22 protein-coding genes are annotated in these 22,947 nt (G+C 58.6%); 7 read left to right on the top strand and 15 right to left on the bottom strand.

Going from position 1 to position 22,947, the window contains the following annotated elements; genetic code table 11:
• Positions 1–23 precede the first annotated feature (23 nt).
• The 5 genes from fkpB to murJ all read right to left on the bottom strand — a co-directional run bounded on the left by fkpB (position 24) and on the right by murJ (position 6,425).
• The gene (gene fkpB / locus PMI23_RS08980; protein WP_174245140.1) at positions 24–461 is read right to left on the bottom strand and encodes an FKBP-type peptidyl-prolyl cis-trans isomerase; all 438 of its coding nucleotides are present in this window, start codon (positions 459–461) and stop codon (positions 24–26) included.
• Between the two features lie 7 nt (positions 462–468).
• The gene (lspA, locus tag PMI23_RS08985; RefSeq protein WP_007909836.1) at positions 469–981 is read right to left on the bottom strand and encodes a signal peptidase II; all 513 of its coding nucleotides are present in this window, start codon (positions 979–981) and stop codon (positions 469–471) included.
• Complete coding sequence (gene ileS / locus PMI23_RS08990; protein WP_007909830.1) at positions 974–3,805, bottom strand: isoleucine--tRNA ligase; 2,832 nt, start codon at positions 3,803–3,805, stop codon at positions 974–976. The genes lspA and ileS overlap by 8 nt, the downstream gene beginning before the upstream one ends.
• A 13-nt stretch (positions 3,806–3,818) precedes the next feature.
• Positions 3,819–4,757 (bottom strand): bifunctional riboflavin kinase/FAD synthetase, encoded by a 939-nt coding sequence (ribF, locus tag PMI23_RS08995; protein ID WP_007909828.1) that lies wholly within the window; start codon positions 4,755–4,757, stop codon positions 3,819–3,821.
• A gap of 129 nt (positions 4,758–4,886) precedes the next feature.
• Positions 4,887–6,425 carry a murein biosynthesis integral membrane protein MurJ gene (murJ, locus tag PMI23_RS09000; RefSeq protein WP_007909826.1) on the bottom strand — a complete coding sequence of 513 codons (1,539 nt, stop codon included), beginning with the start codon at positions 6,423–6,425 and terminating at the stop codon, positions 4,887–4,889.
• Between the two features lie 252 nt (positions 6,426–6,677).
• On the opposite strand from murJ, the gene rpsT reads away from it, so the two are divergent.
• Positions 6,678–6,950, top strand: a complete 273-nt coding sequence (gene rpsT / locus PMI23_RS09005) for a 30S ribosomal protein S20 (RefSeq protein ID WP_003228351.1) — start codon at positions 6,678–6,680, stop codon at positions 6,948–6,950.
• Between the two features lie 185 nt (positions 6,951–7,135).
• Here the strand turns inward: rpsT and PMI23_RS09010 are convergent, their stop codons facing one another.
• The 5 genes from PMI23_RS09010 to rplU all read right to left on the bottom strand — a co-directional run bounded on the left by PMI23_RS09010 (position 7,136) and on the right by rplU (position 10,976).
• A complete protein-coding gene (locus PMI23_RS09010; RefSeq protein WP_007909822.1) occupies positions 7,136–7,603 on the bottom strand; it encodes a CreA family protein in 468 nt (155 codons plus the stop codon).
• 10 nt (positions 7,604–7,613) lie between these two features.
• Positions 7,614–8,732: a glutamate 5-kinase gene (gene proB / locus PMI23_RS09015; protein ID WP_042704923.1), complete on the bottom strand. Its 1,119-nt coding sequence runs from the start codon at positions 8,730–8,732 to the stop codon at positions 7,614–7,616.
• Between the two features lie 220 nt (positions 8,733–8,952).
• A complete protein-coding gene (cgtA, locus tag PMI23_RS09020; protein WP_007909819.1) occupies positions 8,953–10,176 on the bottom strand; it encodes an Obg family GTPase CgtA in 1,224 nt (407 codons plus the stop codon).
• Positions 10,177–10,369: 193 nt separating this feature from the next.
• Complete coding sequence (rpmA, locus tag PMI23_RS09025) at positions 10,370–10,627, bottom strand: 50S ribosomal protein L27 (protein ID WP_007909818.1); 258 nt, start codon at positions 10,625–10,627, stop codon at positions 10,370–10,372.
• A gap of 34 nt (positions 10,628–10,661) precedes the next feature.
• Positions 10,662–10,976, bottom strand: coding sequence for a 50S ribosomal protein L21 (gene rplU, locus PMI23_RS09030; protein WP_003176051.1), 315 nt, complete (start codon positions 10,974–10,976; stop codon positions 10,662–10,664).
• A 239-nt stretch (positions 10,977–11,215) separates the two neighbouring features.
• Between rplU and PMI23_RS09035 the strand changes: the two genes are divergently transcribed.
• The 3 genes from PMI23_RS09035 (at position 11,216) to PMI23_RS09045 (ending at position 13,135) form a co-directional block, all read left to right on the top strand.
• Positions 11,216–12,184 (top strand): polyprenyl synthetase family protein, encoded by a 969-nt coding sequence (locus PMI23_RS09035; RefSeq protein ID WP_007909817.1) that lies wholly within the window; start codon positions 11,216–11,218, stop codon positions 12,182–12,184.
• 146 nt (positions 12,185–12,330) lie between these two features.
• On the top strand, positions 12,331–12,672 hold the full coding sequence (locus PMI23_RS09040) for a zinc ribbon domain-containing protein YjdM (protein ID WP_007909815.1): 342 nt from the start codon (positions 12,331–12,333) through the stop codon (positions 12,670–12,672).
• A 205-nt stretch (positions 12,673–12,877) separates the two neighbouring features.
• Complete coding sequence (locus PMI23_RS09045) at positions 12,878–13,135, top strand: PA4570 family protein (RefSeq protein ID WP_007909813.1); 258 nt, start codon at positions 12,878–12,880, stop codon at positions 13,133–13,135.
• Positions 13,136–13,281: 146 nt separating this feature from the next.
• Here the strand turns inward: PMI23_RS09045 and PMI23_RS09050 are convergent, their stop codons facing one another.
• From PMI23_RS09050 to PMI23_RS09060, 3 genes are all read right to left on the bottom strand, one after another.
• Positions 13,282–13,899, bottom strand: coding sequence for an FKBP-type peptidyl-prolyl cis-trans isomerase (locus tag PMI23_RS09050; RefSeq protein ID WP_007909804.1), 618 nt, complete (start codon positions 13,897–13,899; stop codon positions 13,282–13,284).
• A 122-nt stretch (positions 13,900–14,021) separates the two neighbouring features.
• Positions 14,022–14,327, bottom strand: a complete 306-nt coding sequence (locus PMI23_RS09055; RefSeq protein ID WP_007909802.1) for a DUF6482 family protein — start codon at positions 14,325–14,327, stop codon at positions 14,022–14,024.
• Between the two features lie 135 nt (positions 14,328–14,462).
• Positions 14,463–14,951, bottom strand: a complete 489-nt coding sequence (locus tag PMI23_RS09060; protein ID WP_007909801.1) for a TIGR00645 family protein — start codon at positions 14,949–14,951, stop codon at positions 14,463–14,465.
• Between the two features lie 159 nt (positions 14,952–15,110).
• On the opposite strand from PMI23_RS09060, the gene PMI23_RS09065 reads away from it, so the two are divergent.
• Positions 15,111–16,940: a hypothetical protein gene (locus PMI23_RS09065; protein WP_007909800.1), complete on the top strand. Its 1,830-nt coding sequence runs from the start codon at positions 15,111–15,113 to the stop codon at positions 16,938–16,940.
• Between the two features lie 36 nt (positions 16,941–16,976).
• Here PMI23_RS09065 and PMI23_RS09070 read toward each other — a convergent pair whose 3' ends face one another.
• A complete protein-coding gene (locus PMI23_RS09070; protein WP_007909799.1) occupies positions 16,977–17,291 on the bottom strand; it encodes a PA4575 family protein in 315 nt (104 codons plus the stop codon).
• Between the two features lie 309 nt (positions 17,292–17,600).
• On the bottom strand, positions 17,601–20,039 hold the full coding sequence (locus PMI23_RS09075; RefSeq protein ID WP_007909798.1) for a Lon protease family protein: 2,439 nt from the start codon (positions 20,037–20,039) through the stop codon (positions 17,601–17,603).
• A gap of 416 nt (positions 20,040–20,455) precedes the next feature.
• Between PMI23_RS09075 and PMI23_RS09080 the strand changes: the two genes are divergently transcribed.
• Both PMI23_RS09080 and PMI23_RS09085 read left to right on the top strand, forming a co-directional pair.
• Positions 20,456–20,944, top strand: a complete 489-nt coding sequence (locus PMI23_RS09080) for a DUF3015 domain-containing protein (protein WP_007909797.1) — start codon at positions 20,456–20,458, stop codon at positions 20,942–20,944.
• A gap of 94 nt (positions 20,945–21,038) precedes the next feature.
• Positions 21,039–22,892 carry an Lnb N-terminal periplasmic domain-containing protein gene (locus PMI23_RS09085; protein ID WP_007909796.1) on the top strand — a complete coding sequence of 618 codons (1,854 nt, stop codon included), beginning with the start codon at positions 21,039–21,041 and terminating at the stop codon, positions 22,890–22,892.
• Positions 22,893–22,947: the final 55 nt, after the last annotated feature.

A 22,947-nucleotide genomic window follows, 5' to 3' on the forward strand; every position in this document is an offset into this window, starting at 1 on the left:
CGAGCAGGCTCGCTCCCACATTTTTACAGCGCTTTAACGTTGATGATCTCGACGTCAAAGGTCAGCGTCTTGCCCGCCAGCGGGTGGTTGAAGTCGATGGTCACTTGCGTGTCGTCGAACTCTTTCACCACACCCGGCAGCTCAGTATTGGCCGCATCGTTGAAGATCACCAGCAAACCCGGTGACAACTCCATGTCGACGAACTGCGAACGCGGAATGATCTGCACGTTCTGCGGGTTCGGCTGGCCGAAGGCGTTTTCCGGCTCGACGGTCAGCGTGCGCTTGTCGCCGGCCTTGAAGCCGAACAGCGCTGCTTCGAAACCCGGCAGCAGGTTGCCGTCGCCGACCTTGAAGGTCGCCGGGGCTTTGTCGAACGTACTGTCGACGGTGTCGCCGTTCTCCAGGCGCAATGCAAAGTGCAAGGTGACTTCCGTGTTCTGGCCGATGCGTTGCTCAGCCAATACCTGTTCAGTCATGAACGGCTTCTCCGGTCTTTTTACTTTTGAACATATCCAGTGCCAGCATCACCGCGCCAACGGTAATCGCGCTGTCGGCGAAGTTGAACGCCGGGAAGTACCAGCGGTTCTGCCAGTGCACCAGAATGAAATCGATCACATGGCCCAAGGCAATGCGGTCATACAGATTGCCCAGCGCGCCGCCCAATACCAGCGCCAGCGCGACGGCCAGCCAGGTTTCGTTGCGGCCCAGACGCTTGAGCCAGACCACCAGCACCGCACTGACCACAATCGCGATCAGGGCAAACAGCCAGCGCTGCCAGCCGGAGCTGTCAGCCAAAAAGCTGAAAGCAGCGCCGGTGTTGTAAGCCAGGGTCCAGCTGAAGTAATCGGGAATGATCACGATCTGCTGGAACATTTCGAGCTTGCCTTCGAAGTAGAACTTGCTGGCCTGGTCGATGACCAGAACCAGCAAACTCAACCACAGCCAGCTCAACCGTCCGAAACGGCCAACGGCATTAGGCATAGTGACGAACCTCGCCAGCGCCGCTGATGTTGTCGACGCAACGACCGCAGATTTCCGGATGCTCCGGGTTCACGCCGACGTCTTCGCGGCAGTGCCAGCAACGGGCGCACTTCGGGAAGGCCGATTTGACGATCTTCAGCTTCAGGCCGCTGACTTCAGTCACTACCGCATCAGCCGGTGCCTGAACGAACGGCGCAACGCTTGCGGTCGAAGTGATCAGGACAAAGCGCAGTTCGTTGCTCAGCTTGGCCAGATCGGCGCTCAGGGCGTCTTCGGCGTACAGCGTCACTTCGGCTTGCAGGTTGCCACCGACAGCTTTCGCTGCGCGCTGGATTTCCATTTCTTTGTTGACCGCTACTTTGACCGCCATCACGCGTTCCCAGTAGTCGCGACCCAGTTCCACGTCAGCCGGCAGTTCGGTCAGGCCTTCGTACCAGGTGTTGAGCATCACCGATTCGTTACGCTCGCCCGGCAGGTATTCCCACAGTTCGTCAGCAGTAAAGGCGAGGATCGGCGCGATCCAGCGCACCAGCGCTTCGGAGATATGGAACAGCGCGGTTTGCGCCGAACGGCGGGCCTTGCTGTTGGCGCCAGTGGTGTACTGACGGTCCTTGATGATGTCGAGGTAGAAACCGCCCAGCTCCTGCACGCAGAAGTTGTGGATCTTCGAGTAGACGTTCCAGAAACGGTATTCGCCGTAGTGCTCTTGCAGCTCGCGCTGCAGCAGCAAGGTGCGGTCGACCGCCCAACGATCCAGCGCGAGCATTTCTTCGGCCGGAAGGATGTCGGTGGCCGGGTTGAAGCCGGTCAGGTTCGAGAGCAGGAAACGCGCGGTGTTACGGATACGACGATAGGCGTCCGCACTGCGCTGCAGGATCTGGTCGGAAACCGCCATTTCGCCGGAGTAGTCGGTCGAAGCCACCCACAGACGCATGATGTCGGCGCCCAGGGTGTCGTTGACCTTCTGCGGCGCGATCACGTTGCCCAGCGATTTGGACATCTTGCGGCCGGCTTCGTCGACGGTGAAACCGTGGGTCAGCAGTTCGCGGTACGGCGCGTGGTTGTCGATGGCGCAACCGGTCAGCAGCGACGAGTGGAACCAGCCACGGTGTTGGTCGGAACCTTCCAGATACAGGTCGGCACGCGGGCCGCTCTCGTGGCCCATGGGGTGCGAACCGCGCAGGACGTGCCAGTGCGTGGTGCCCGAATCGAACCAGACGTCGAGGGTGTCGCTGATCTTGTCGTACAGCGGCGCTTCGTCGCCGAGCAGTTCGGCAGCGTCCATCTTGAACCAGGCTTCGATGCCTTCGACTTCAACGCGTTTGGCGACTTCTTCCATCAGCTCGACGGTGCGTGGGTGCAGTTCGCCGCTTTCCTTGTTGAGGAAGAACGGGATCGGCACGCCCCAGTTACGTTGACGCGAGATGCACCAGTCCGGACGGTTGGCGATCATCGAGTGCAGGCGCGCCTGGCCCCAGGCCGGAACGAACTTGGTGTCCTCAATGGCTTTGAGCGAGCGCACACGCAGGGTGTCACCGCTGGTTGGCTCTTTATCCATGCCGATGAACCACTGCGCGGTGGCGCGGTAGATCAGCGGGGTTTTGTGACGCCAGCAGTGCATGTAGCTGTGTTCGATGACGGTGGTGTGCATCAGCGCACCGACTTCGGTCAGCTTGTCGACGATGGCCGGGTTGGCCTTCCAGATGAACTGACCGCCGAAGAACTCCAGCGACGGCACGTACACGCCGTTGCTCTGCACCGGGTTGAGGATGTCGTCGTTGACCATGCCGTATTTCTTGCAGGTCACGAAGTCGTCCACGCCGTAGGCCGGAGCGGAGTGAACCACACCGGTGCCAGCGCCCAGTTCGACGTAGTCAGCCAGGTACACCGGCGACAGACGGTCGTAGAACGGGTGACGGAAGTTGATCAGTTCCAGCTGTTTACCGGTGGTGGTGGCGATGACCGAACCTTCCAGGCTGTAACGCGCCAGGCAGGCCTCGACCAGCTCTTCAGCCAGTACCAGCAGCTTGTCGCCGACATCAACCAACGCGTAGTTGAATTCCGGGTGCACGTTGAGCGCCTGGTTGGCCGGGATGGTCCACGGGGTGGTGGTCCAGATCACGATCGAGGCAGGTTTGCCCAGCGACGGCAGACCGAACGCGGCAGCCAGTTGGGCTTCGTCAGCGATCGGGAAGGCCACGTCGATGGTCGAGGACTTTTTGTTCTCGTACTCGACTTCCGCTTCAGCCAAAGCCGAACCGCAGTCGAAGCACCAGTTCACAGGCTTCAAGCCCTTGAACACGAAACCGCCCTTGACGATTTCCGCGAGGGCGCGGATTTCACCGGCCTCGTTCTTGAAATCCATGGTCTTGTACGGGTTGGCCCAATCGCCCAGCACGCCGAGACGGATGAATTCGGACTTCTGCCCTTCGATCTGCTCGGTGGCGTAGGCACGGCACAGTTCGCGGGTCTTGTCCGCGCCCAGATTTTTGCCGTGGGTCACTTCAACCTTGTGCTCGATCGGCAGGCCGTGGCAGTCCCAACCCGGAACATACGGCGCGTCGAAGCCCGACAGGGTCTTCGAGCGGATGATCATGTCCTTGAGAATCTTGTTCAGTGCGTGACCGATGTGGATCGTGCCGTTGGCATACGGAGGGCCGTCATGCAAAACGAACTTCGGACGATCCTTGCCAATCTCGCGCAACTTTCCGTACAGGCCAATACTGTCCCAGCGCTGCAGGATCTGCGGTTCGCGCTGTGGCAGGCCGGCCTTCATTGGGAAGGCGGTGTCCGGAAGGTTAAGCGTGGCTTTATAGTCGGTCATTTAAGGCTCTTCATTAGCGATGGGCGCTAGGTGCGGCTAGTGCACGGGCGGTGGCGACATCCGCATTGATCGCCGTTTTCAATGCCTCCAGGGAGGCGAAGCGCTGCTCTTCACGCAGCTTTTGGTGGAAAACCACCGTCAAACGCCGGTCATACAGATCGCCGGCAAAATCTAAAAGATGGACTTCAAGGTGGGCCTTGCCATCACCTTGCACCGTAGGCCGTACGCCGATATTGGCGACACCGGGCCAGGTCTTGCCGTCGATATCGACATCCACCAGGTACACCCCGGTGAACGGCACGCGACGACGCTTGAGTTGAATGTTCGCAGTCGGCGTACCCAGTTGCCGGGCCAGCTTCTGGCCATGCAGCACGCGACCGGCGATGCGGTACGGGCGGCCGAGCAAACGTTCGGCCAAGGCAAAATCGGCGGCGGCCAAGGCGTTGCGCACTTGTGTGCTGCTGACGCGAATGCCGTCCAGCTCGACGGTTTGTGCCGCTTCGACGGTAAAACCGTGCATCTGCCCGGCCTGCATCAGAAAATCGAAATCGCCGAGGCGGTCGCAGCCGAAGCGGAAATCATCACCGACTTCCAGGTGCTGCACGCCGAGGCCATCGACGAGGATGGTGTCGACGAATTCGCTGGCGCTGAGCTTGCTCAAGCGCTGGTTGAACGCCAGGCACAAGACCCGGTCAACGCCTTCGGCCGCCAGCAGTTGCAGCTTGTCGCGCAACCTTGCCAGACGCGCCGGCGCAGTCTCGGGGGCAAAGAACTCCCGTGGCTGCGGCTCGAAAATCACCACGCAGCTGGGTACGCCCAACTCGAGCGCACGCTCACGCAGTCGGGCCAGGATAGCCTGGTGACCACGGTGAACACCGTCAAAGTTGCCAATAGTGGCGACGCAGCCCCGATGCTGGGGGCGCAAGTTGTGGAGGCCTCGAACCAGCTGCATAACGCGCTTCTTGCTCATAAAGTGGTCGATTATAACCACACCAGACGGTCGACGACAGGCAACACCGTAACGCAAAGTGAACGAGCCGACAAAACTGCCGGCCCGGGCCTGCTTATAAAGGGTAAAACCTTAGCTCAAGGCCTTGCGATTGAAGTCTCGCAGGCGGAAACCGAGCAGCAGCAACATACCGAAATAAGCGACCACGCCCGCCGCGACCAATGCGCCCAGACGCAGAAAGCGCTCAAGCATGTGCCCCTGATCCCACGCCGGCATGAAATGCATGCCCAGCAACAGCACTGCCGACATCACCGCCACCGCGATAACCAGTTTGAAACCGAACTTGGCCCAGCCCGGCTGCGGCTGATACATCTGCTGCTTGCGCAGTTGATAGAACAGCAATCCGGCGTTGAGACAGGCACCGGCACTGATCGCCAGTGCCAGCCCCGCGTGCGCCAACGGGCCAATCAGCACCAGGTTGAACAACTGAGTAACCACCAGGGTGAATATTGCGATTTTTACCGGCGTACGGATGTTCTGTTGCGCATAAAAGCCCGGCGCCAGAACCTTGATCACGATAATCCCGAGCAAACCGACAGAGTAAGCAATCAATGCGCGCTGAGTCATTTCGGCGTCGAAGCCACTGAACTGACCGTACTGGAATAACGAAACCGTCAGCGGCTCGGCGAGAATCCCCAGCGCCAGCGCACAGGGCAGCACCAGCACAAAGCACAGGCGCAGGCCCCAATCGAGAATCCGCGAATATTCGTGGCGATCTTTGCTCGCGTAAGTTTTCGCCAGGGTCGGCAGCAGGATTGTGCCCAGCGCCACACCCAGTACGCCGGATGGCAACTCCATCAGGCGGTCGGCGTAATACATCCACGACACCGAGCCTGCGACCAGAAACGAGGCGAAGATGGTGTTGATGATCAGCGAGATCTGGCTGACCGAGACGCCGAGAATCGCCGGCAGCATCTGCTTCATTACGCGCCAGACGCCGGTATCGCGCAGATTCAGACGCGGCAGTACCAGCATGCCGATCTTTTTCAGGTGCGGCAGTTGGTAGAGCAATTGCGCCAGACCACCGACCAGCACCGCCCAACCGAGCGCCATCACCGGCGGGTCAAAGTATGGTGTGAGGAACAGCGAAAACACGATCATGCTGACGTTAAGCAGAGTCGGCACGAAGGCCGGCACGGAGAAACGGTTCCAGGTATTGAGAATCGCGCCCGCCAGTGAGGACAGGGAGATCAGCAATATATAAGGGAAGGTCACCCGCAACAGATCAGAAGTGAGCTGGAATTTTTCCGGCGTGTCGGTAAAACCCGGAGCCGTAGCCCAGATCACCCAGGGTGCGGCAATCATGCCCAGCGCAGTCACCACCGCCAGCACCAGTGTCAGCAAACCCGAGACATAGGCAATGAACGTACGGGTTGCCTCTTCACCTTGCTGGCTTTTGTATTCAGCGAGAATCGGCACAAAAGCCTGAGAGAAAGCACCCTCGGCGAAGATTCGTCGCAACAGATTGGGCAGTTTGAAGGCAATAAAGAAGGCATCCGTCGCCATCCCGGCGCCGAATGTACGGGCAATCAGCGTGTCACGAACAAAGCCCAGAATCCGGGAAAGCATCGTGATAGAGCTGACGGCGGCCAACGATTTGAGCAGATTCATTGAGGGAATTTGTGCCTGTCGATAAACAGCAGGCGAACAAAGCGCCTACTTGTGCGATACTCCGCGCCGCAGCAGCACAGAGCCAAAGCTCGCGAGTTTACAGGTCAAGCGCCGGAAATAAATATCCCGCCTCTTTATACCTACCACTTAGCGGAACGTTTCAAGTGCCCTTGACAAGACTTCAACTCATCGGCATGATTCGCGGCCTATTTTGTTTGCTATTTCCTAAAAAGTCTTTCGAGGAGCTCGACGGTGGCCAACTCACCTTCCGCCAAAAAACGTGCAAAACAGGCTGAGAAGCGTCGCAGCCACAACGCCAGCCTGCGTTCCATGGTTCGCACCTACATCAAGAATGTAGTTAAAGCCATCGACGCAAAAGACGCTGAAAAAGCTCAAGCTGCATACGTTCTGGCTGTGCCAGTTATCGACCGTATGGCCGATAAAGGCATCATCCACAAGAACAAGGCTGCTCGCCATAAGAGCCGTCTGAATGGCCACGTCAAAGCACTGAAAGAAGCTGCTTAATCCGACGTAGTCATTAAAAAACCGACCTTAGGGTCGGTTTTTTATTGCCTGTGATTTAACAAATCCCAGCGCAAAAAAAATGTAGGAGTGAGCCTGCTCGCGATAGCGGTGTCACAGTCAATAATTGCATCGACTGACACACCGCTATCGCGAGCAGCCCCACTCCTACAGTTGGTTTCGCGGCGTTATTGCTGGACCGGCACCCACGGCAGGATCGGGATGGCGGTCACGGCATTCTGCGGACTGCCTTCGATCAAGCGGTCGCTGTAGACCAGATACACCAGCGTGTTGCGCTTCTTGTCGAGGAAACGCACCACCTGCATGGTCTTGAATACCAGCGAAGTGCGCTCCTTGAACACCTCATCGCCATCCTTCAGATCACCCTTGAACTTGATCGGACCAACCTGGCGACAGGCGATCGACGCCTCGGCGCGATCCTCAGCCAGACCGAGACCGCCCTTCACACCGCCCGTCTTGGCGCGCGACAGGTAACAGGTCACCCCTTCGACTTTCGGATCATCGAAAGCCTCGACCACAATGCGGTCGTTCGGGCCGACAAACTTGAACACCGTCGACACCTGACCGATTTCCTCGGCCGAGGCGAGCAATGGCATTGCCATCAGCAAGCCCAACAATCCTTTCGCTAAACGCATCGAGTTTTCCTTAGACCAGAATCAGGTTGTCACGGTGAACCAGTTCCGGCTCCGCCATGTAACCGAGCAAACCGACAATCGCATCCGACGACTGACCGATGATTTTTTGCGCTTCCAGCGCACTGTAGTTAGCCAGGCCCCGGGCAATCTCACGACCGTCAGGCGCCACACAGACGACCATTTCGCCGCGGCGGAAACTGCCCTGCACCAACTTCACACCGACAGGCAGCAGGCTTTTATTGCCCTTGGACAACGCCGACACCGCCCCCTCATCCAGCACCAGGGTGCCGCGAGTTTGCAGATGCCCGGCCAGCCATTGCTTGCGCGCCGCGAGCATGCCGCGCTCAGGCGACAGCAAGGTGCCAATGCGCTCACCCGCTTTCAGGCGATCAAGCACGCGCTCAAGACGCCCACCGACAATGATGGTGTGCGCACCGGAACGCGCAGCCAGTCGCGCCGCACGCAGCTTGGTCTGCATGCCGCCGCGCCCCAGCGCACCACCCGTGCCGCCCGCTACCGCATCGAGGCTCGGATCATCGGCGCGCGCTTCGTAAATCAGCTGCGCTTCAGGGTTGTTACGCGGATCAGCGTCGAACATGCCGTCGCGATCGGTCAGGATCACCAGCAGATCCGCCTCGACCAGATTCGCCACCAACGCCGCCAGCGTGTCGTTGTCGCCGAAACGGATTTCATCAGTGACCACAGTATCGTTTTCGTTGATCACCGGGATGACTTTCAGCTCGACCAGTGCGCGCAAGGTGCTGCGAGCGTTCAGGTAGCGCTTGCGGTCGGACAGGTCGTCGTGCGTCAGGAGAATCTGTGCAGTGTGCCGGCCATGCTCGGCGAAGCTCGACTCCCACGCCTGCACCAGGCCCATCTGACCAATAGCAGCGGCCGCCTGGAGCTCGTGCATCGCACTGGGTCGTGCGGTCCAGCCCAAACGACTCATGCCGGCGGCCACTGCCCCGGAGGACACCAGCACCAACTCGACGCCAGCCTCATGCAAAGCCACCATCTGCTCGACCCAGACACTCATTGCCGCGCGATCCAGCCCTTTGCCATCAGCTGTCAGCAAAGCGCTGCCGATCTTCACGACCCAACGCTGCGCACCTGTCACCTTGCTCCGCATCATCTTCAACCTTAGCTTGAGGGCAGCGCGACCCAGCGCTGCCCATGACGTTATTTGTGACTTGCGATTTCCAGATACTAAAACGCCGCTCGATTGAGCGGCGCCATAGAAAAACGGCTTGCAGCGATGATAACACCGCCCTGAGATGAAGACTCAGCAGACACCAGCGATCTTCTGAAGGTCAAAAGATCGCAGCCTGCGGCAGCTCATACCCAACGAATCAGTCACGCACGTAAATGATTTCCGGACCGTCTTCGTCATCCACATCTTCTTCGTCCCAATCATCGTCGCCGATGTCATGGACCGACTTCACGCCACTGCGACGCAGGGCACGCTTGTCATCCAGCGCCTGCAGTTGCGCGCGCGCTTCGTCTTCGATGCGCTGATCGAGGTCGGCCAGTTCTTCCTTGTAAGCCGGGTCATTGGCCAGGCGATCGGCGCGATCTTCCATGTAACGCATGATGTCGTGGCACAGACGCTCGGTACCGATCTTGGCGATGGCCGAGATCACGTAGACCGGACCGGTCCACTCGAGGCGATCAACGATTTCCTTGACGCGCTCATCGTGATCCTCCTCAAGGATCTGGTCGCACTTGTTCAGTACCAGCCAACGATCACGCTCAGCCAGGGACGGGCTGAACTTGATCAGCTCGTTGACGATCACTTCCGCCGCGTCCGGTGCACTGGAATCATCCAGCGGCGCCATGTCGACGAGGTGCAGCAGCAGACGCGTACGCGCCAAGTGCTTGAGGAAGCGAATACCCAGACCGGCACCGTCGGAAGCACCTTCGATCAGACCCGGAATGTCGGCAATGACGAAGCTCTTCCAGCGATCAACGCTGACCACACCGAGGTTCGGCACCAGCGTGGTGAACGGGTAGTCGGCGACTTTCGGCTTTGCGGCCGATACGGAACGGATAAAGGTACTTTTACCGGCGTTCGGCAAGCCCAGCAGACCGACGTCAGCCAGGACTTTCATTTCCAGCTTCAGGTCGCGCTGCTCACCCGGCTTACCCGGAGTGGTCTGACGCGGCGCACGGTTGGTACTGGATTTGAAACGGGTGTTACCCAGACCGTGCCAACCGCCCTGCACGACCATCAGCTTCTGGCCAGCCTTGGTCAGGTCGCCAATCACTTCCTGGGTAGCAGAGTCGATCACCGTGGTGCCGACCGGCACGCGCAGGATCAGGTCTTCGCCTTTTTTACCGGTGCAGTCAGTGCTGCCGCCGTTGGAACCACGCTCGGCATCGAAGTGCCGGGTGTAACGGTAGTCGACCAGGGTGTTGAGGTTTTCATCGGCCATCATGTAGATGGAACCGCCATCACCACCATCACCGCCGTTCGGGCCACCGTTTTCGATGAACTTTTCCCGACGGAAACTCATGGCGCCATTGCCGCCGTCACCAGCCTTTACGCGAATCGATACTTCATCAACAAACTTCATAACCAACGCCTCTCGCCATACGGACGAGCCGAAAAACAATCAAGACATAAGACTCTTGCAAAAATGAGCGCAGCGACCCCAAAACACGACATGTATCGCACGCCGACAGCCCATACAAACAGTTTTGCAAGAGACTCACCCCACAAACGAAAAAGCCCCGTCGCAAGACAGGGCTCTTCCAGCGATCTCGCGATTAAGCCGCGATTACGCTCACGTAACGGCGGTTGAAAGCGCCTTTTACTTCAAACTTGATCACGCCTTCGATTTTCGCGAAAAGGGTGTGATCTTTACCCATGCCAACGCCGTAACCAGCGTGGAATTGGGTGCCGCGCTGACGCACGATGATGTTGCCGGCCTTGATGACCTGGCCGCCATACATCTTCACGCCAAGGCGTTTGGCTTCTGAGTCGCGACCGTTACGGGTACTACCACCAGCTTTTTTGTGTGCCATGAGTCAATTCTCCTAGTGAGGAATTAGGCTGAAATTAAGCCTGAATACCGGTGATTTTGATCTCGGTGTACCACTGGCGGTGGCCCATACGCTTCATGTGGTGCTTACGGCGACGGAACTTGATGATGCGGACTTTATCGTGACGACCTTGGGAGATCACTTCAGCCACAACGGTAGCGCCAGCAACAACTGGAGCGCCGATATTCACGTCGTCGCCATTGGCAACCAACAGAACGCGATCAAAGGTAACGGATTCGCCGGTAGCGATTTCCAGTTTTTCGATCTTCAGGTATTCACCTGGGGCGACTTTGTACTGCTTGCCGCCAGTAACGATTACTGCATAAGACATGGTATTTCTCCGATAATCCTGCTCACCCAGCTCTTTATAAGAAGAGGTATTGGCTGGCATGGCTGCATTAGGCTGGAAGGCCCGTTGCAATTGCGTAAGGCAGGTGCTGCCCAGGAAGTTCAGGGTGCGCGATTGTACGCAAGGCGCGGCAGCCTTGCAAGTAGCCGTCCATCGCGCCTTGACAGGTCTGGACGGGGGTCCTAGCATGCCGCGCAACCCTTCTGGAGCGACTCTCGCTGATGCAACCCCAAGCTTTCTACCGCGCGGTGGCGGACGATTTTAGCGCCGTCGACGGCATCATCAAGAAGCAGCTGACTTCCCGAGTACCGCTGGTATCGAAAATCGGCGATTACATTACCTCGGCCGGCGGCAAACGTCTGCGTCCTTTATTAGTGTTGCTGTGTGGCAAGGCCCTGGGTCGCGAAGGCGACGACATGCGTCTGCTGGCCGCCACCATCGAATTCCTGCACACCGCCACTCTGCTGCATGACGACGTGGTCGACATGTCCGGCATGCGCCGTGGCCGTTCGACCGCTAACGCCATGTGGGGCAACGCCCCGAGCGTGCTGGTCGGCGACTTCCTGTATTCGCGCTCGTTCGAAATGATGGTCGAACTGGGCTCGATGCCGGTGATGAAGATCCTCTCCCAGGCCACGCGCATCATCGCCGAAGGCGAAGTGCTGCAACTGTCCAAGGTGCGCGACGCCAGCACCACCGAAGAAACCTACATGGAAGTCATACGCGGCAAGACCGCGATGCTCTTCGAAGCCTCAACCCACAGTGCTGCCGCACTGGCCGGCGCTACCGCCGAACAGAGCGAAGCGCTGCGCACATTTGGTGATCACCTCGGTGTGGCGTTCCAGTTGGTCGACGACCTGCTCGACTACAAGGGTGACGCCGAAACCCTGGGCAAGAACGTCGGTGACGATCTGGCCGAAGGCAAACCGACCCTGCCGCTGATCTACACCATGCGCGAAGGCACGCCGGAACAGGCTGCACTGGTACGTCAGGCGATCCAGAAAGGCGGGATCGAAGACCTGGAAAGCATCCGTATTGCCGTAGAAGCTTCCGGTTCGCTGGAGTACACCGCGCAACTGGCCCGTGATTATGTGGCCCGTGCGATCAAGTGCCTTGAGGCGCTGCCGGCCAGTGAATATCGGGATGCACTGGTTGAACTGAGCGAGTTTGCGGTCGCCCGTACGCACTGATATCGCTGAAGCAAGATCAAAAGATCGCAGCCTTCGGCAGCTCCTACAGGGGTTGTCGACGCTGCGATCTTTTGCTTTTGACTGCCTGAAAAGCTAAAACCCTATACAATGTGCGACTTTTAGCGATCCATACCCAAGGAGCCTTAGTGAGCACGTTGCCACCCTGCCCAAAATGCAATTCCGAATACACCTACGAAGACGGTAGCCAACTGGTGTGCCCGGAGTGCGCCCACGAGTGGTCCGCCAGCGGCGAAACCGAAGTGGCGTCCGATGATGCCGTGAAGAAAGATTCGGTCGGCAACGTCCTGCAGGACGGCGACACCATCACCGTGATCAAGGACCTCAAGGTCAAGGGCACCTCGCTGGTGGTCAAGGTCGGCACCAAGGTCAAGAACATCCGCCTGTGCGATGGCGACCACGACATCGACTGCAAGATCGACGGTATCGGCCCGATGAAGCTCAAATCCGAGTTCGTCAGAAAGGTCTGAATCTGTTGTCATCCATCCCGCGCCAGACGTGGGATGGAGCTTCGCCCTCCGCGCTCCGCCCCAATAAAATCACGCAATAGCCAAACGCCAGTCGTTTTGACCTTACGCAATCTTTACCCGGAAAATTTCAGAATCCGCCAATAGACGCTTGCTATTTAATGAATAAGAATTATTCTCATTGAAACCTTTCAAGGAGATGAGAACAATGACTTATTTGATCGACGCGTGGCTGGATCGCCCACACCCTTACCTCAGAATCCTCCATCGGGAAACCGGTGAAGTCTGCGCGGTGCTTGAAGAAGAGGCCCTGCATGAGCTGCAAGACCAAGGGGATCTGGACGTCAGCAGCCTGAATTCCAGCGAGCCATTGGTGCTCAAGGAGCTGGTGCGCAATCTGTTCCTGTTCTGCTATGCCCGGGCGTTGCGCCCGACCAGTGAGCTGCAGCACAAGATAGAACTATGAAACGCGGAAAAAACTGTAGGAGTGAGCCTGCTCGCGAAATCGTTGTATCAGGCAACAGATTTGCTGACTGAAAGGACGCCATCGGCGGATCGCCGCCCGGAGCAGGCTGGCTCCCACATTAGCCCGCCATCAAGGCAAGCCCGGTCTTACAGAACGTCCAGCAGCTCGACGTCGAATACCAGAACGCTGTGCGGCGGGATGCTGCCAACGCCTTGAGCGCCGTAAGCCAGTTCGCTCGGCACGTACAGACGCCATTTGCTGCCGGCATTCATCAGTTGCAGGGCTTCGGTCCAGCCGGCGATCACGCCGCCAACCGGGAGTTCTGCAGGCTGGCCACGCTCGTAGGAGCTGTCGAACACAGTGCCGTCGATCAGTGTGCCGTGGTAGTGCGTACGTACTTGATCTTCACGGGTCGGCTTGGCGCCTTCGCCCTGAGTCAGCACTTCGAACTGCAGGCCGGAAGCCAGGGTGGTGATGCCGTCTCGCTTGGCGTTTTCAGCCAGGAAGGCCAGGCCTTCGCCAGCAGCGGCTTCAGCTTTGGCAGCCGCTTCGGCTTGCATGATCTCGCGGATAACCTTGAAGCTGGCGGACATTTCTTCCTGGCCAACACGGCTTTCCTTACCGGCGAACGCGTCGGTCAGGCCAGCCAGGATCGCGTCCAGGCTCACGCCCGGTGGCGGGTTGTCGCGCAGCTGGTCACCCAGCTGACGGCCGATGCCGTAGCTGACGCGGGTTTCGTCGGTGGACAGATTTACTTCGGACATGACACTGCTCCGCTGTGCGGACGGCCACAAGACTTGCCGTGCGTGCACAGCGCGTCCCGGCGCGCCCGGAACCAAAAGGGCGAGCAGACTAGCACAGATGCTCAGGCGATGGCGCGCAAGGCCTACAGCGCCGAACCCCAGGCCAGTGGCACTTTCAGACTTTCCTCGCTGCTCGGGCCCAGGCCACACATTTCATCGTGTACCGAGGTGTGCACGAGATTGAACGGCAGCACCGGGAAGGCATGCAGCAAATCCCGCGCATGCTCCACCGAACGCAGTGTCAGCATGTTGCCTTTGAGATCACTTAACGGATATGCCGCGCCATGCATCCGTGCTTCGAGCAGATAAATCCCGCCTTCCATGGAGATCAGGTTCAACTCATCGACCTTCTTGGCGATGGCATACGCATTCAACTCTTGCAGGTTCATGAACGCACCTCAGACAGTGGCGAATCAGGACCTCTACAGGGATATGCCCGCACGCATCAAAGCACAAGCCACAAATGACACCGCCCGTCTGTTTCGCAACAGACGGGCGGTGTTTTTGCAGCGATCAACGGTTGATCAGTGCTTGGTGACCTTGTCCAGGTAACCCATGGCGAACGCCGAGACGACGAAGGTCATGTGGATGATCACGTACCACATCAAGTGCTCGGGATCGACGTTCTTGGCATCCATGAAGATGCGCAGCAAGTGGATCGAAGAGATCGCCACGATCGAGGCCGCCACTTTCATCTTCAGCGACGAAGAGTCCATGGTGCCGAGCCAGCTGAGTTTTTCCTTGCCTTCATCAATGTTCAGTTCAGAGACGAAGTTCTCGTAGCCGGAAATCATCACCATCACCAGCAGGCCGCCAACCAGCGCCATGTCGATCAGCGACAGCAGCACCAGAATCAGTTCCGACTCGGCCATCGAGAACACGTTGGGCAGGATGTGAAAAACTTCCTGGAAAAATTTCAGTGCCAGCGCCAGCAGCCCGAGGGACAGCCCGATATAGATCGGCGCCAGCAGCCAGCGCGAGGCGTACATTGCATTTTCGATAAAGCGTTCCATTGAATCTCACACAGGGGGCTGGAAATGGCCGCGAGTATACCAGCCCCCCATGACAGCCAGAAACTGCCCGAAAATCCGCCACCTGCGCGTGTGGGTGTTTTTTTTCTGCTAGTGTCCAAACCATTGACAGCCCAGTGACTGTAGACAGGACGTGTGGAAATGGATGTGCGATTACCGATAATGACGGCCGGAATCTGCCTTGCTCTGTTGATCAGCGGTTGCTCGCCCGGCGACGAGAAACACGCCGCCAGCCTTGAAGAAAAAACGGCAAAGTTCGAACAGTCACTGGACGCCATCACCGATCCAAAACTCAAGGACGCCATCACTGAACTCGGCGGCTCGCTGCTGCTGCTCGAACGGGCGCAGATCAAACTCGACGACAACCCACCGCACACCGAATACGGTGAAGACGCCCTCGCCGTGCTCAAGCACTACCCTGCCCCGCAGACGCTGGTCGACACGTTTATCAATGGCTTGTTCGTGCTGCACAAGGACGCCAGTTCCGATTACCTCACCGATCTGCAACCGGTGTTCCCGTTCAACCTGAACATTCCCGGCGGTTTCCTGTTCCCCCATGGCGTGGAATGGCAGTCAGTGACCTTGAGCAACAAACGTGTGATCGCCTATCAGCCGGAATGGTCAGAAACCGATCCGGGCATTCAGCTCAGCCCTTCCAGCTCCAACGTCACCAACCCCGATGACCTGACCGTGACCTATCCGTTCATTGATGGGCTGAACGTGGACAAGAAGTCCCTGCCGCAACCGGTCAGCCTGCAAGGCCAGATCGAAGTCATCGCCCCGCGCCGCCTGTACAGCTTCGACCTGACACAACAGGACGTCGGCCAGACCCGCAGCAATGACAACCTCAGCGTCAAACTGCTGAAACTTGCAAACAACTACGCCGAAGTCGAATTCAGCAACAACCTGCCACTGGCTGCGGAAGTCGCAGAGGCGCAGCTCAATCCGCTGATCGTCCAGGCCCGCGATAAAACCGGGCAGTATCTGGTACGCGCCGGTTCGATCAACGAGAGTCCGGAGCAAGTAGCCTTCTACGAAAAACAACTGACGTACCTGCAACAGCAGAAAGCCTGGAGCGCTACGCTGGAAAAGCAGCTGACCCAGGAACAACAGGATTTCGAGCAGAAACACCCGCGTCGCTACAACAAGGTCTATTTCAATGGCCCGATCGAAACGCTGGAAGTCAGCGTGCTGGATTTTTCTTCGGCGACCGTGACCCGCAAATCGCTGGATCTGCCGATTCGTACGTTCAATCAGCACACCACGGAGAAAACCATCCAGCCGCTGGATCCCTCGGTGACGGTGTACGACGATCTGGCGGTTAACTGGCTCAAGGGCGCGAGCCTGACCGAAGAGCAATTGAAGGCTGGCATCCGCGTCCATCAGTCCGTGGAAGAACCGAGCGCAGCGCGCATCGAGTTTTCCCATCGCCGCACGTTCAACGATGAGTTGCTGGGCGATGACTTCAGTCCGGGCGTCAGTCCGGTCACGTTCTTTACCGAAAAGCGCAGTGGCAAGCTCGATGAACCGATCGAACTGCCGCCCGAGGCCTATCAAGTCGATCCGCTGCGCGCGACGATCACCTACGACCTGAACCTGTTCCCGGAAACCCCGGCGATTGCGGTAGGCTCAATGCCGCTGTTTCTCGCCACGGTGGCCAAACAGGCATACGACGCCAAATCCTTGCCCAAAGGCCTGGAGATCAAGAACAACCAATTGGTGGTGGATCTGAAACTGTTCCCGCCCAACGAGTGGCGTTTCTTCGTCAAAGACGACAGTGGCAACTACCTCAAGCAGATTCTCTCGGTCAGCCACGATGCAAGCGCAGAAGGCCCGGCGTTGTTTGGCGTGCATTATTTCTATGGCCGCCCGACCCACGTCGAAGCCTATCAGCGAACCGACCTCGCCACCGTGCAATACGGTTTTGAGGTCAAGCTCGACAAGGCGCCGATGCCTGAGACTGCGCCTTGAAGGGCAAGATCAAAAGATCGCAGCCTGCGGCAGCGCCTAAAGAGCGCGGCCGCGACCACCGTTGATCTGCCGCAACTGCGCTTGCAGGTGCAGGCTCCAGATCTGCGGATCGTCAGCCAGTTCGTAGCCATGCAAGGTCAGACTTTCGACAATGGTGTCGAGTATCGATTCGGCGGCGACCGGCCCATGAAACGGGCCCTGGGCTTTGATGGCAGAAGGTTGTTCGCCGGCCATGCCGGCCGCGAAGAGCAGCGTCCACATACCGTTATCGCCGGCCAACGGCTTGATGGCGCATTCGATACGGGTCACAAGACCCAGGCATTGACGGGTGAGGCAGAGGTTGCGCGACATGGCGGCGACCCTCGGTGAAGCCGGTATTCAGCCCCCACGGGAGGACTGGCTCGATCCAGTGATACTGTCGATATCCTTGAGCTGAGAATAGAAGAAAAGTCCGCTGCGCAAGCCGAATGAAACCAGAAGGCGCCGAATGGTCATTGTGTGAATATTGGCGCCAGAGTAGTGGCGATTTTCCCGAAGATCCCCACAAAACAAATGTAGGAATGAGCCTGCTCGCGATAGCGGTGAACCAGTCGACTTATTCGCCGACTGACACTCCGCTATCGCGAGCAGGCTCACTCCTACAGTTTGACCGCGCCAGGCTTAAGCCGGTTTGGCTTCGGCCAAGGCCTCTTGCGCCAGTTCCTTCTCGGCTTCCTTGAGGTCTTCTTCGCTGATCATTTCAGCGATGTCGCGCAAGCGCTCCACCACCCGCGCGTTGATGCTGCCTTCCGGGAATTCGCCATCGGCATTCGGCTCACCGGCCGGTTCACCGACCAGCAGGCTCAACGCCTCGTCGGCCTGACGCACCGCGTACACGTGGAACTGCCCGGCACGCACCGCCGCCAGCACTTTCTCATCGAGCATTAGCGTAGCGACGTTGGCCTGCGGAATGATCGCGCCCTGCTCGCCCGTCAGCCCGCGTGCTTCGCAGAGACGGAAGAAGCCTTCGATCTTCTCGTTGACCCCGCCCACCGCCTGCACTTCGCCAAACTGATTGATCGAACCGGTGATCGCAAAGCACTGCTTCAACGGGGTTTTCGACAGCGCCGAAATCAGCGTGCACGCCTCACCCAGCGACGCACTGTCGCCATCGACGTAACCGTACGACTGCTCCAGCGCGATGCTCGCGGAAATAGCCAGCGGGAATTCCTGAGCGTAACGGCTGCCCAGATACCCGGTGAGAATCATCACGCCTTTGGAGTGAATCGGCTGCCCAAGATTGACTTCACGCTCGATGTCGACGATGCCGCTGCCGCCCGGATACACCGTGGCGGAAATCCGCGCCGGCACACCGAATGCAGAATCACCGACTTCGAGTACGGTCAGACCATTGCATTTGCCGACCGCCGCACCATCAGTGTCGATCAGGATGATCCCGGCGAGCATATCGTCGAGAATCCGCGCCGACACGCGACCGGTGCGTGTGGCCTTGGCTTTCAGCGCACGTTCGATATGCCCGGCATCGGTCATCTCATCGCCGGCCAGATGACGGATGAAATCCGCTTCGCTGACCAGTTGGAACAGATCACCGATACGTGCCGACAAACGCCCCTGGTGCTCGGCCAAACGAGCGCTGTACGTCGCCAGACGTGCCACCGCGTCGGCGGTCAGCGGTGCCATGCCTTCTTCCGACGTGCGGGTTTTCAACAGCTGGGCAAATTGCTCCAGGCTCTCGTCGACCATCGGGATGTCTTCGTCGAAATCCACGAGGACGCGGAACATCTCCTGGAAGTCCGGATCAAGGTCCTGCAGCGTGTAATACAGCGAGCGCGCACCGATGATGATGACTTTGACCTGCAACGGTATGTGCTGCGGGTTAAGGGTCACAGTGGCGAATCGGCCCATCTCGCCCAGCGGCGATTCCATTTTCAGTTTGCGCGATTGCAGGGCGCGTTTCAGCGCGTCCCACACGAACGGCTCGCTGAGCATTTTTTCCGCTTCAAGAATCAGGAAACCACCGTTGGCGCGGTGCAAGGCACCGGGACGCAACTGCCGATAGGTGGTGTAAAGCGCGCCCTGATCGGTGGTGTATTCGATACGACCAAAGAGGTTTTCGTAAGTCGGGTGCGGCTCGAACACCACCGGCGCACCGCCGCTCACCGGATGGCCGACCACCAGGCTCGGCGCGTATTGCTCTTCCAGCAGCTTGCGCGCGACGGCGTCGGTCTTGCTGTCATCGACCAATTGCTCGACCACGGTTTTCAGCAAGTAGACCTGCATGGCTTGCAGGTAACCGCAGACCGCGGCGTTCTCGGCGTACTTCTCCGACAGCGGCGACAGCAATGGCTGCAGCGCCAAGGTGATGGTTTCTTCGTTGAGCGAACGCAGTTGATTGTTCGACTCGCGCTTCCACTGCGGCAGGCTGGCGAGTTCTTCGTTCAGGCGCTCTTCGAGGCCGGAAATGTCTTCGTGAAAACGCTCGCGATCAGCCTCTGGCAACTGAGCGAATTCCGCTTCGTCCAGAGCCTTGCCGTCGAGCATCGGCGTGAAGGCAACGTTGCTGCTGTCGCGGTACAGGGCGACGTCTTTTTCCAGGGCCAGACGCTCGATGATGTCGAGGGCCTTGTCATAGCGCTGGTTGAAGGCGCGGTCGATGGCGCTTTTCTTTTGCTGGTAGGACGGGTGCTCGAACACCGCTGGAAACGTTGCCAGCAGGTTGTCGATCAAGCCGTTGATGTCACCGATAAAGACGCCGGCAGTGCCAGAAGGCAATTCCAGTGCACGCGGTTCGCGCGGCTCGTCGAAATTATTCACGTAGACCCAGTCGGCCGGGGTCTGCAGGCGCTTGCCTTCGGCCTTCAGGTAGCGTTTGACGAACGAGAAGCGGCCGGTGCCGGGCTCGCCCATCACGAATACGTTGTAACCGGGGCGTGGCATGGCCACACCGAACTGCAAGGCTTCGACCGCGCGTTCCTGGCCGAGCACACCGCGAAAGGGCTCCAGATCATTGGTGGTAGTGAAGCTGAACTGTTCAGCGGAAAACGGACGGGTCAGCGCTTCGGGCGCGAGACGCAAGCTGGCAGCAACAGGATCAGGCATCGGGCTTCCTTAACAATCAGGCGGGGCAGATAGCGGCATTCTGGCGCTGCCCGTGCCCCACTGGCAAGGCGCGCCACACCACAAAGCATAGACAACCGGCCAAGCCGGCGGCCCGCCCCCTGAAACCGGGGTTTATTCCAAATATTTTGCAAAAAACCACGGAACCCCTGGAACGTGCCTAAACTCCAAACTGCGCGGCTGGAACTAATACCGGCCCACTGGCTTCGTTTGGCTCTGAACGTAAGCTCGCCGAGCGGCGATCAGGCAAGGCGAAAACAGGCGAGGAAGCGGAGTGTAGGGTCCTACATGAGCATTCCGAGCCTGTTTTCAACGCAGCATGATCGTCGCGCAGGCAGCTTACGTTTAGAGCCGGCCAGAACCCTGTCCATTGGTATGCACACAAAGAGAAAAAAGCTATGAAACGGATTCTTCTCGGTACTCTCTTCACCGCTGTATCCATCAACGCAATGGCGCAAGCTCCAGGCGGCCCGGATTGCGGTTGGGGCAACATGCTGTTCGAAGGTCAGCGTGGCACCCCTGCTCACTTCCTCGCTTCCACCACCAACGGCACTTCCGGTAACGCCACCTTCGGGATGACGTCCGGCACCAACGGTTGCTCGACCAACGCATCGCTGACCTACGGCGGCAAATCCTGGTTTGCCATGAATGGCATGATGAACGAGCTGTCCGAAGACATGGCCAAAGGCAACGGCGAAGCGCTGACGACTTATGCCGTGGTACTGGGCGTGGCGCCGGAAGATCGCGCGCACTTCGCAGCTGTGACTCACGAGCACTTCCAGCAGATCTTCAGCAAGGCTGACGTGACCGCTGAAGACGTGCATACCAACACCCTGGCCGTACTGAAATCGGATCCTCGTCTGGCCAAGTACGCAACTCAGGCTTAAGCTCGACCTCGCCCGCTTCCTTCGGGAAGCGGGTTTTATTTTTTCGGCCCGCCCTCCTTGGGTCTTTATTTCTTTCCTGTTCAAGTTGCCGACTATGCTCAAACGCCTTGCCTGGCTGGCGCTCTGTGTCTGCGCCCCGCTGTCCGCCGCGCCAACCATCGACCCTCAACGTTTGCAGCAACTGGCCAACGACCGCTTCTGGATTTCCCTCGGTCACTACGAAACCGCCAAGCTTGGCGGCTGGCGCAGCTATGTCAGCGACAAGAAGTTTTTTCTGGCGCCCGATGGCAACGAACACCCCGATCATGAACTGGCGGCCACCGTGCAAGCGCTGTACGCACCGGCCAGTCTCGGCGAGCAACATGCGCAATGCGTTTATCCGGCGCGCACCCGCTGGCTGAAAGCGCAGCTCAATCTCGGGGATCTACCGACACCGGCATGCGCTGAATACAAGAAGTGGTTCAAGGATGTCTCGCCGCACAGCGCGGTGATGATCTTCCCGGCGGCTTATTTGAACAGTCCGTCATCGATGTTCGGTCACACCCTGCTGCGTATCGATCAGGCTGACGTGCAGGCCGACAAGACGTCGCTGCTCAGTTATGCGATCAACTTTGGCGCCTACATCGAAGGCTCGGACAACAGCATTCTCTACGCTTGGAAAGGTTTGATGGGCGGTTATCCGGGATTGTTCGCCTTGGTGCCGTATCAGGAAAAACTCTCGGAATACCGCAGCCTGGAAAACCGCGACCTGTGGGAATACCGGCTCAATCTGAGCCAAGAAGAAACCGCGCGCATGGTCGAGCATGTGTGGGAGTTGAAGCAGATCCAGTTCGATTACTTTTTCTTCGACGAAAACTGCTCGTATCGCTTGCTGGAGCTGCTGCAAGTCGCACGCCCGAGCCTGCGCCTGACCGAACAATTCCCGCTGACCGCCATTCCTACCGACACCGTTAAAGCGGTGAAAGAAGCCGGGCTGGTGGAAAGCATCGAATACCGCCCGTCCCGCGAGCGCGAACTGCTCAGCCGCGCCGAGCCGCTCAGCGGTGAAGAGCAGCAATGGGTGCTGAACGTCAGCGCCGATCAGCAGCAGTTGCAGGATCCGGCGTTCAAAGCCCTGCCACGCGACCGTCAGGCGTTGATCATCGACGCGGCGTATCGTCTGGAGCGCTACCGCGCCAACGGTCAGGAGCGTGATCCGCAGCGGGCGCAACGCAGTTTCGAATTGCTGCGGGCGATCAACAAGAACCCGGCGCCTGAGTTGGACATTCCGCAGCCAGGCTTGCCGGAAGACGGCCACGAATCCCGCACCTGGCAGGCCGGTCTCGGCACCCGTGGTGATCGTGCATTCGGTGAGTACGGTTTGCGCATGGCTTATCACGATCTCAACGACAACGCCGAAAGCTTCCCGCTCGGCGCACAAATCGAGATCCTGCAGATGAAGTTGCGTCAGTACGAAGGTAATCACTGGCAGTTCCAGCAACTGGATCTGGCGACGATTCGTTCGCTGACGCCGCGTAATGAGCTGCTGCAACCGCTGTCGTGGCAGGTCACTGGTGGTCTGGAGCGCGTACCGGGCAAGCATGATGACGAGACGCTGGTCAGCCACGTCAATGGTGGCGGTGGCGGCACCTGGGCGTTGGGTGACGATGTGCTGGGTTTTGCCCTCGGCACCGTGCGCGTTGAACACAACAATGATTTCGCCGAGTTCGTTTCCCCGGCCGGCGGTTTCAATACCGGCGTGTTGTGGAAAAACCCGCTGGGCAATCTCAGTCTGGAGGCCAAGGGCGATTACTTCTTCAATGGCGAAGTGCGCCGCAGCCTGAGTTTGAATCAGCAGTGGGAGTTGTCGCGTAATCTTGGTTTGCGCCTGAGTGCGCAGCGTGAGTTCAGCCATCTCGCCACGCCGGAAACCGAGGTCATGCTTGAAGTGAAGTGGTATCACTATTAAAAGATCGCAGCCTTCGGCAGCTCCTACATTTGGAATGTGTTTCACCTGTAGGAGC

Origin of the sequence: Pseudomonas sp. GM24, from assembly GCF_000282235.1 — a bacterium.
Taxonomy (GTDB): Bacteria; Pseudomonadota; Gammaproteobacteria; order Pseudomonadales; family Pseudomonadaceae; genus Aquipseudomonas.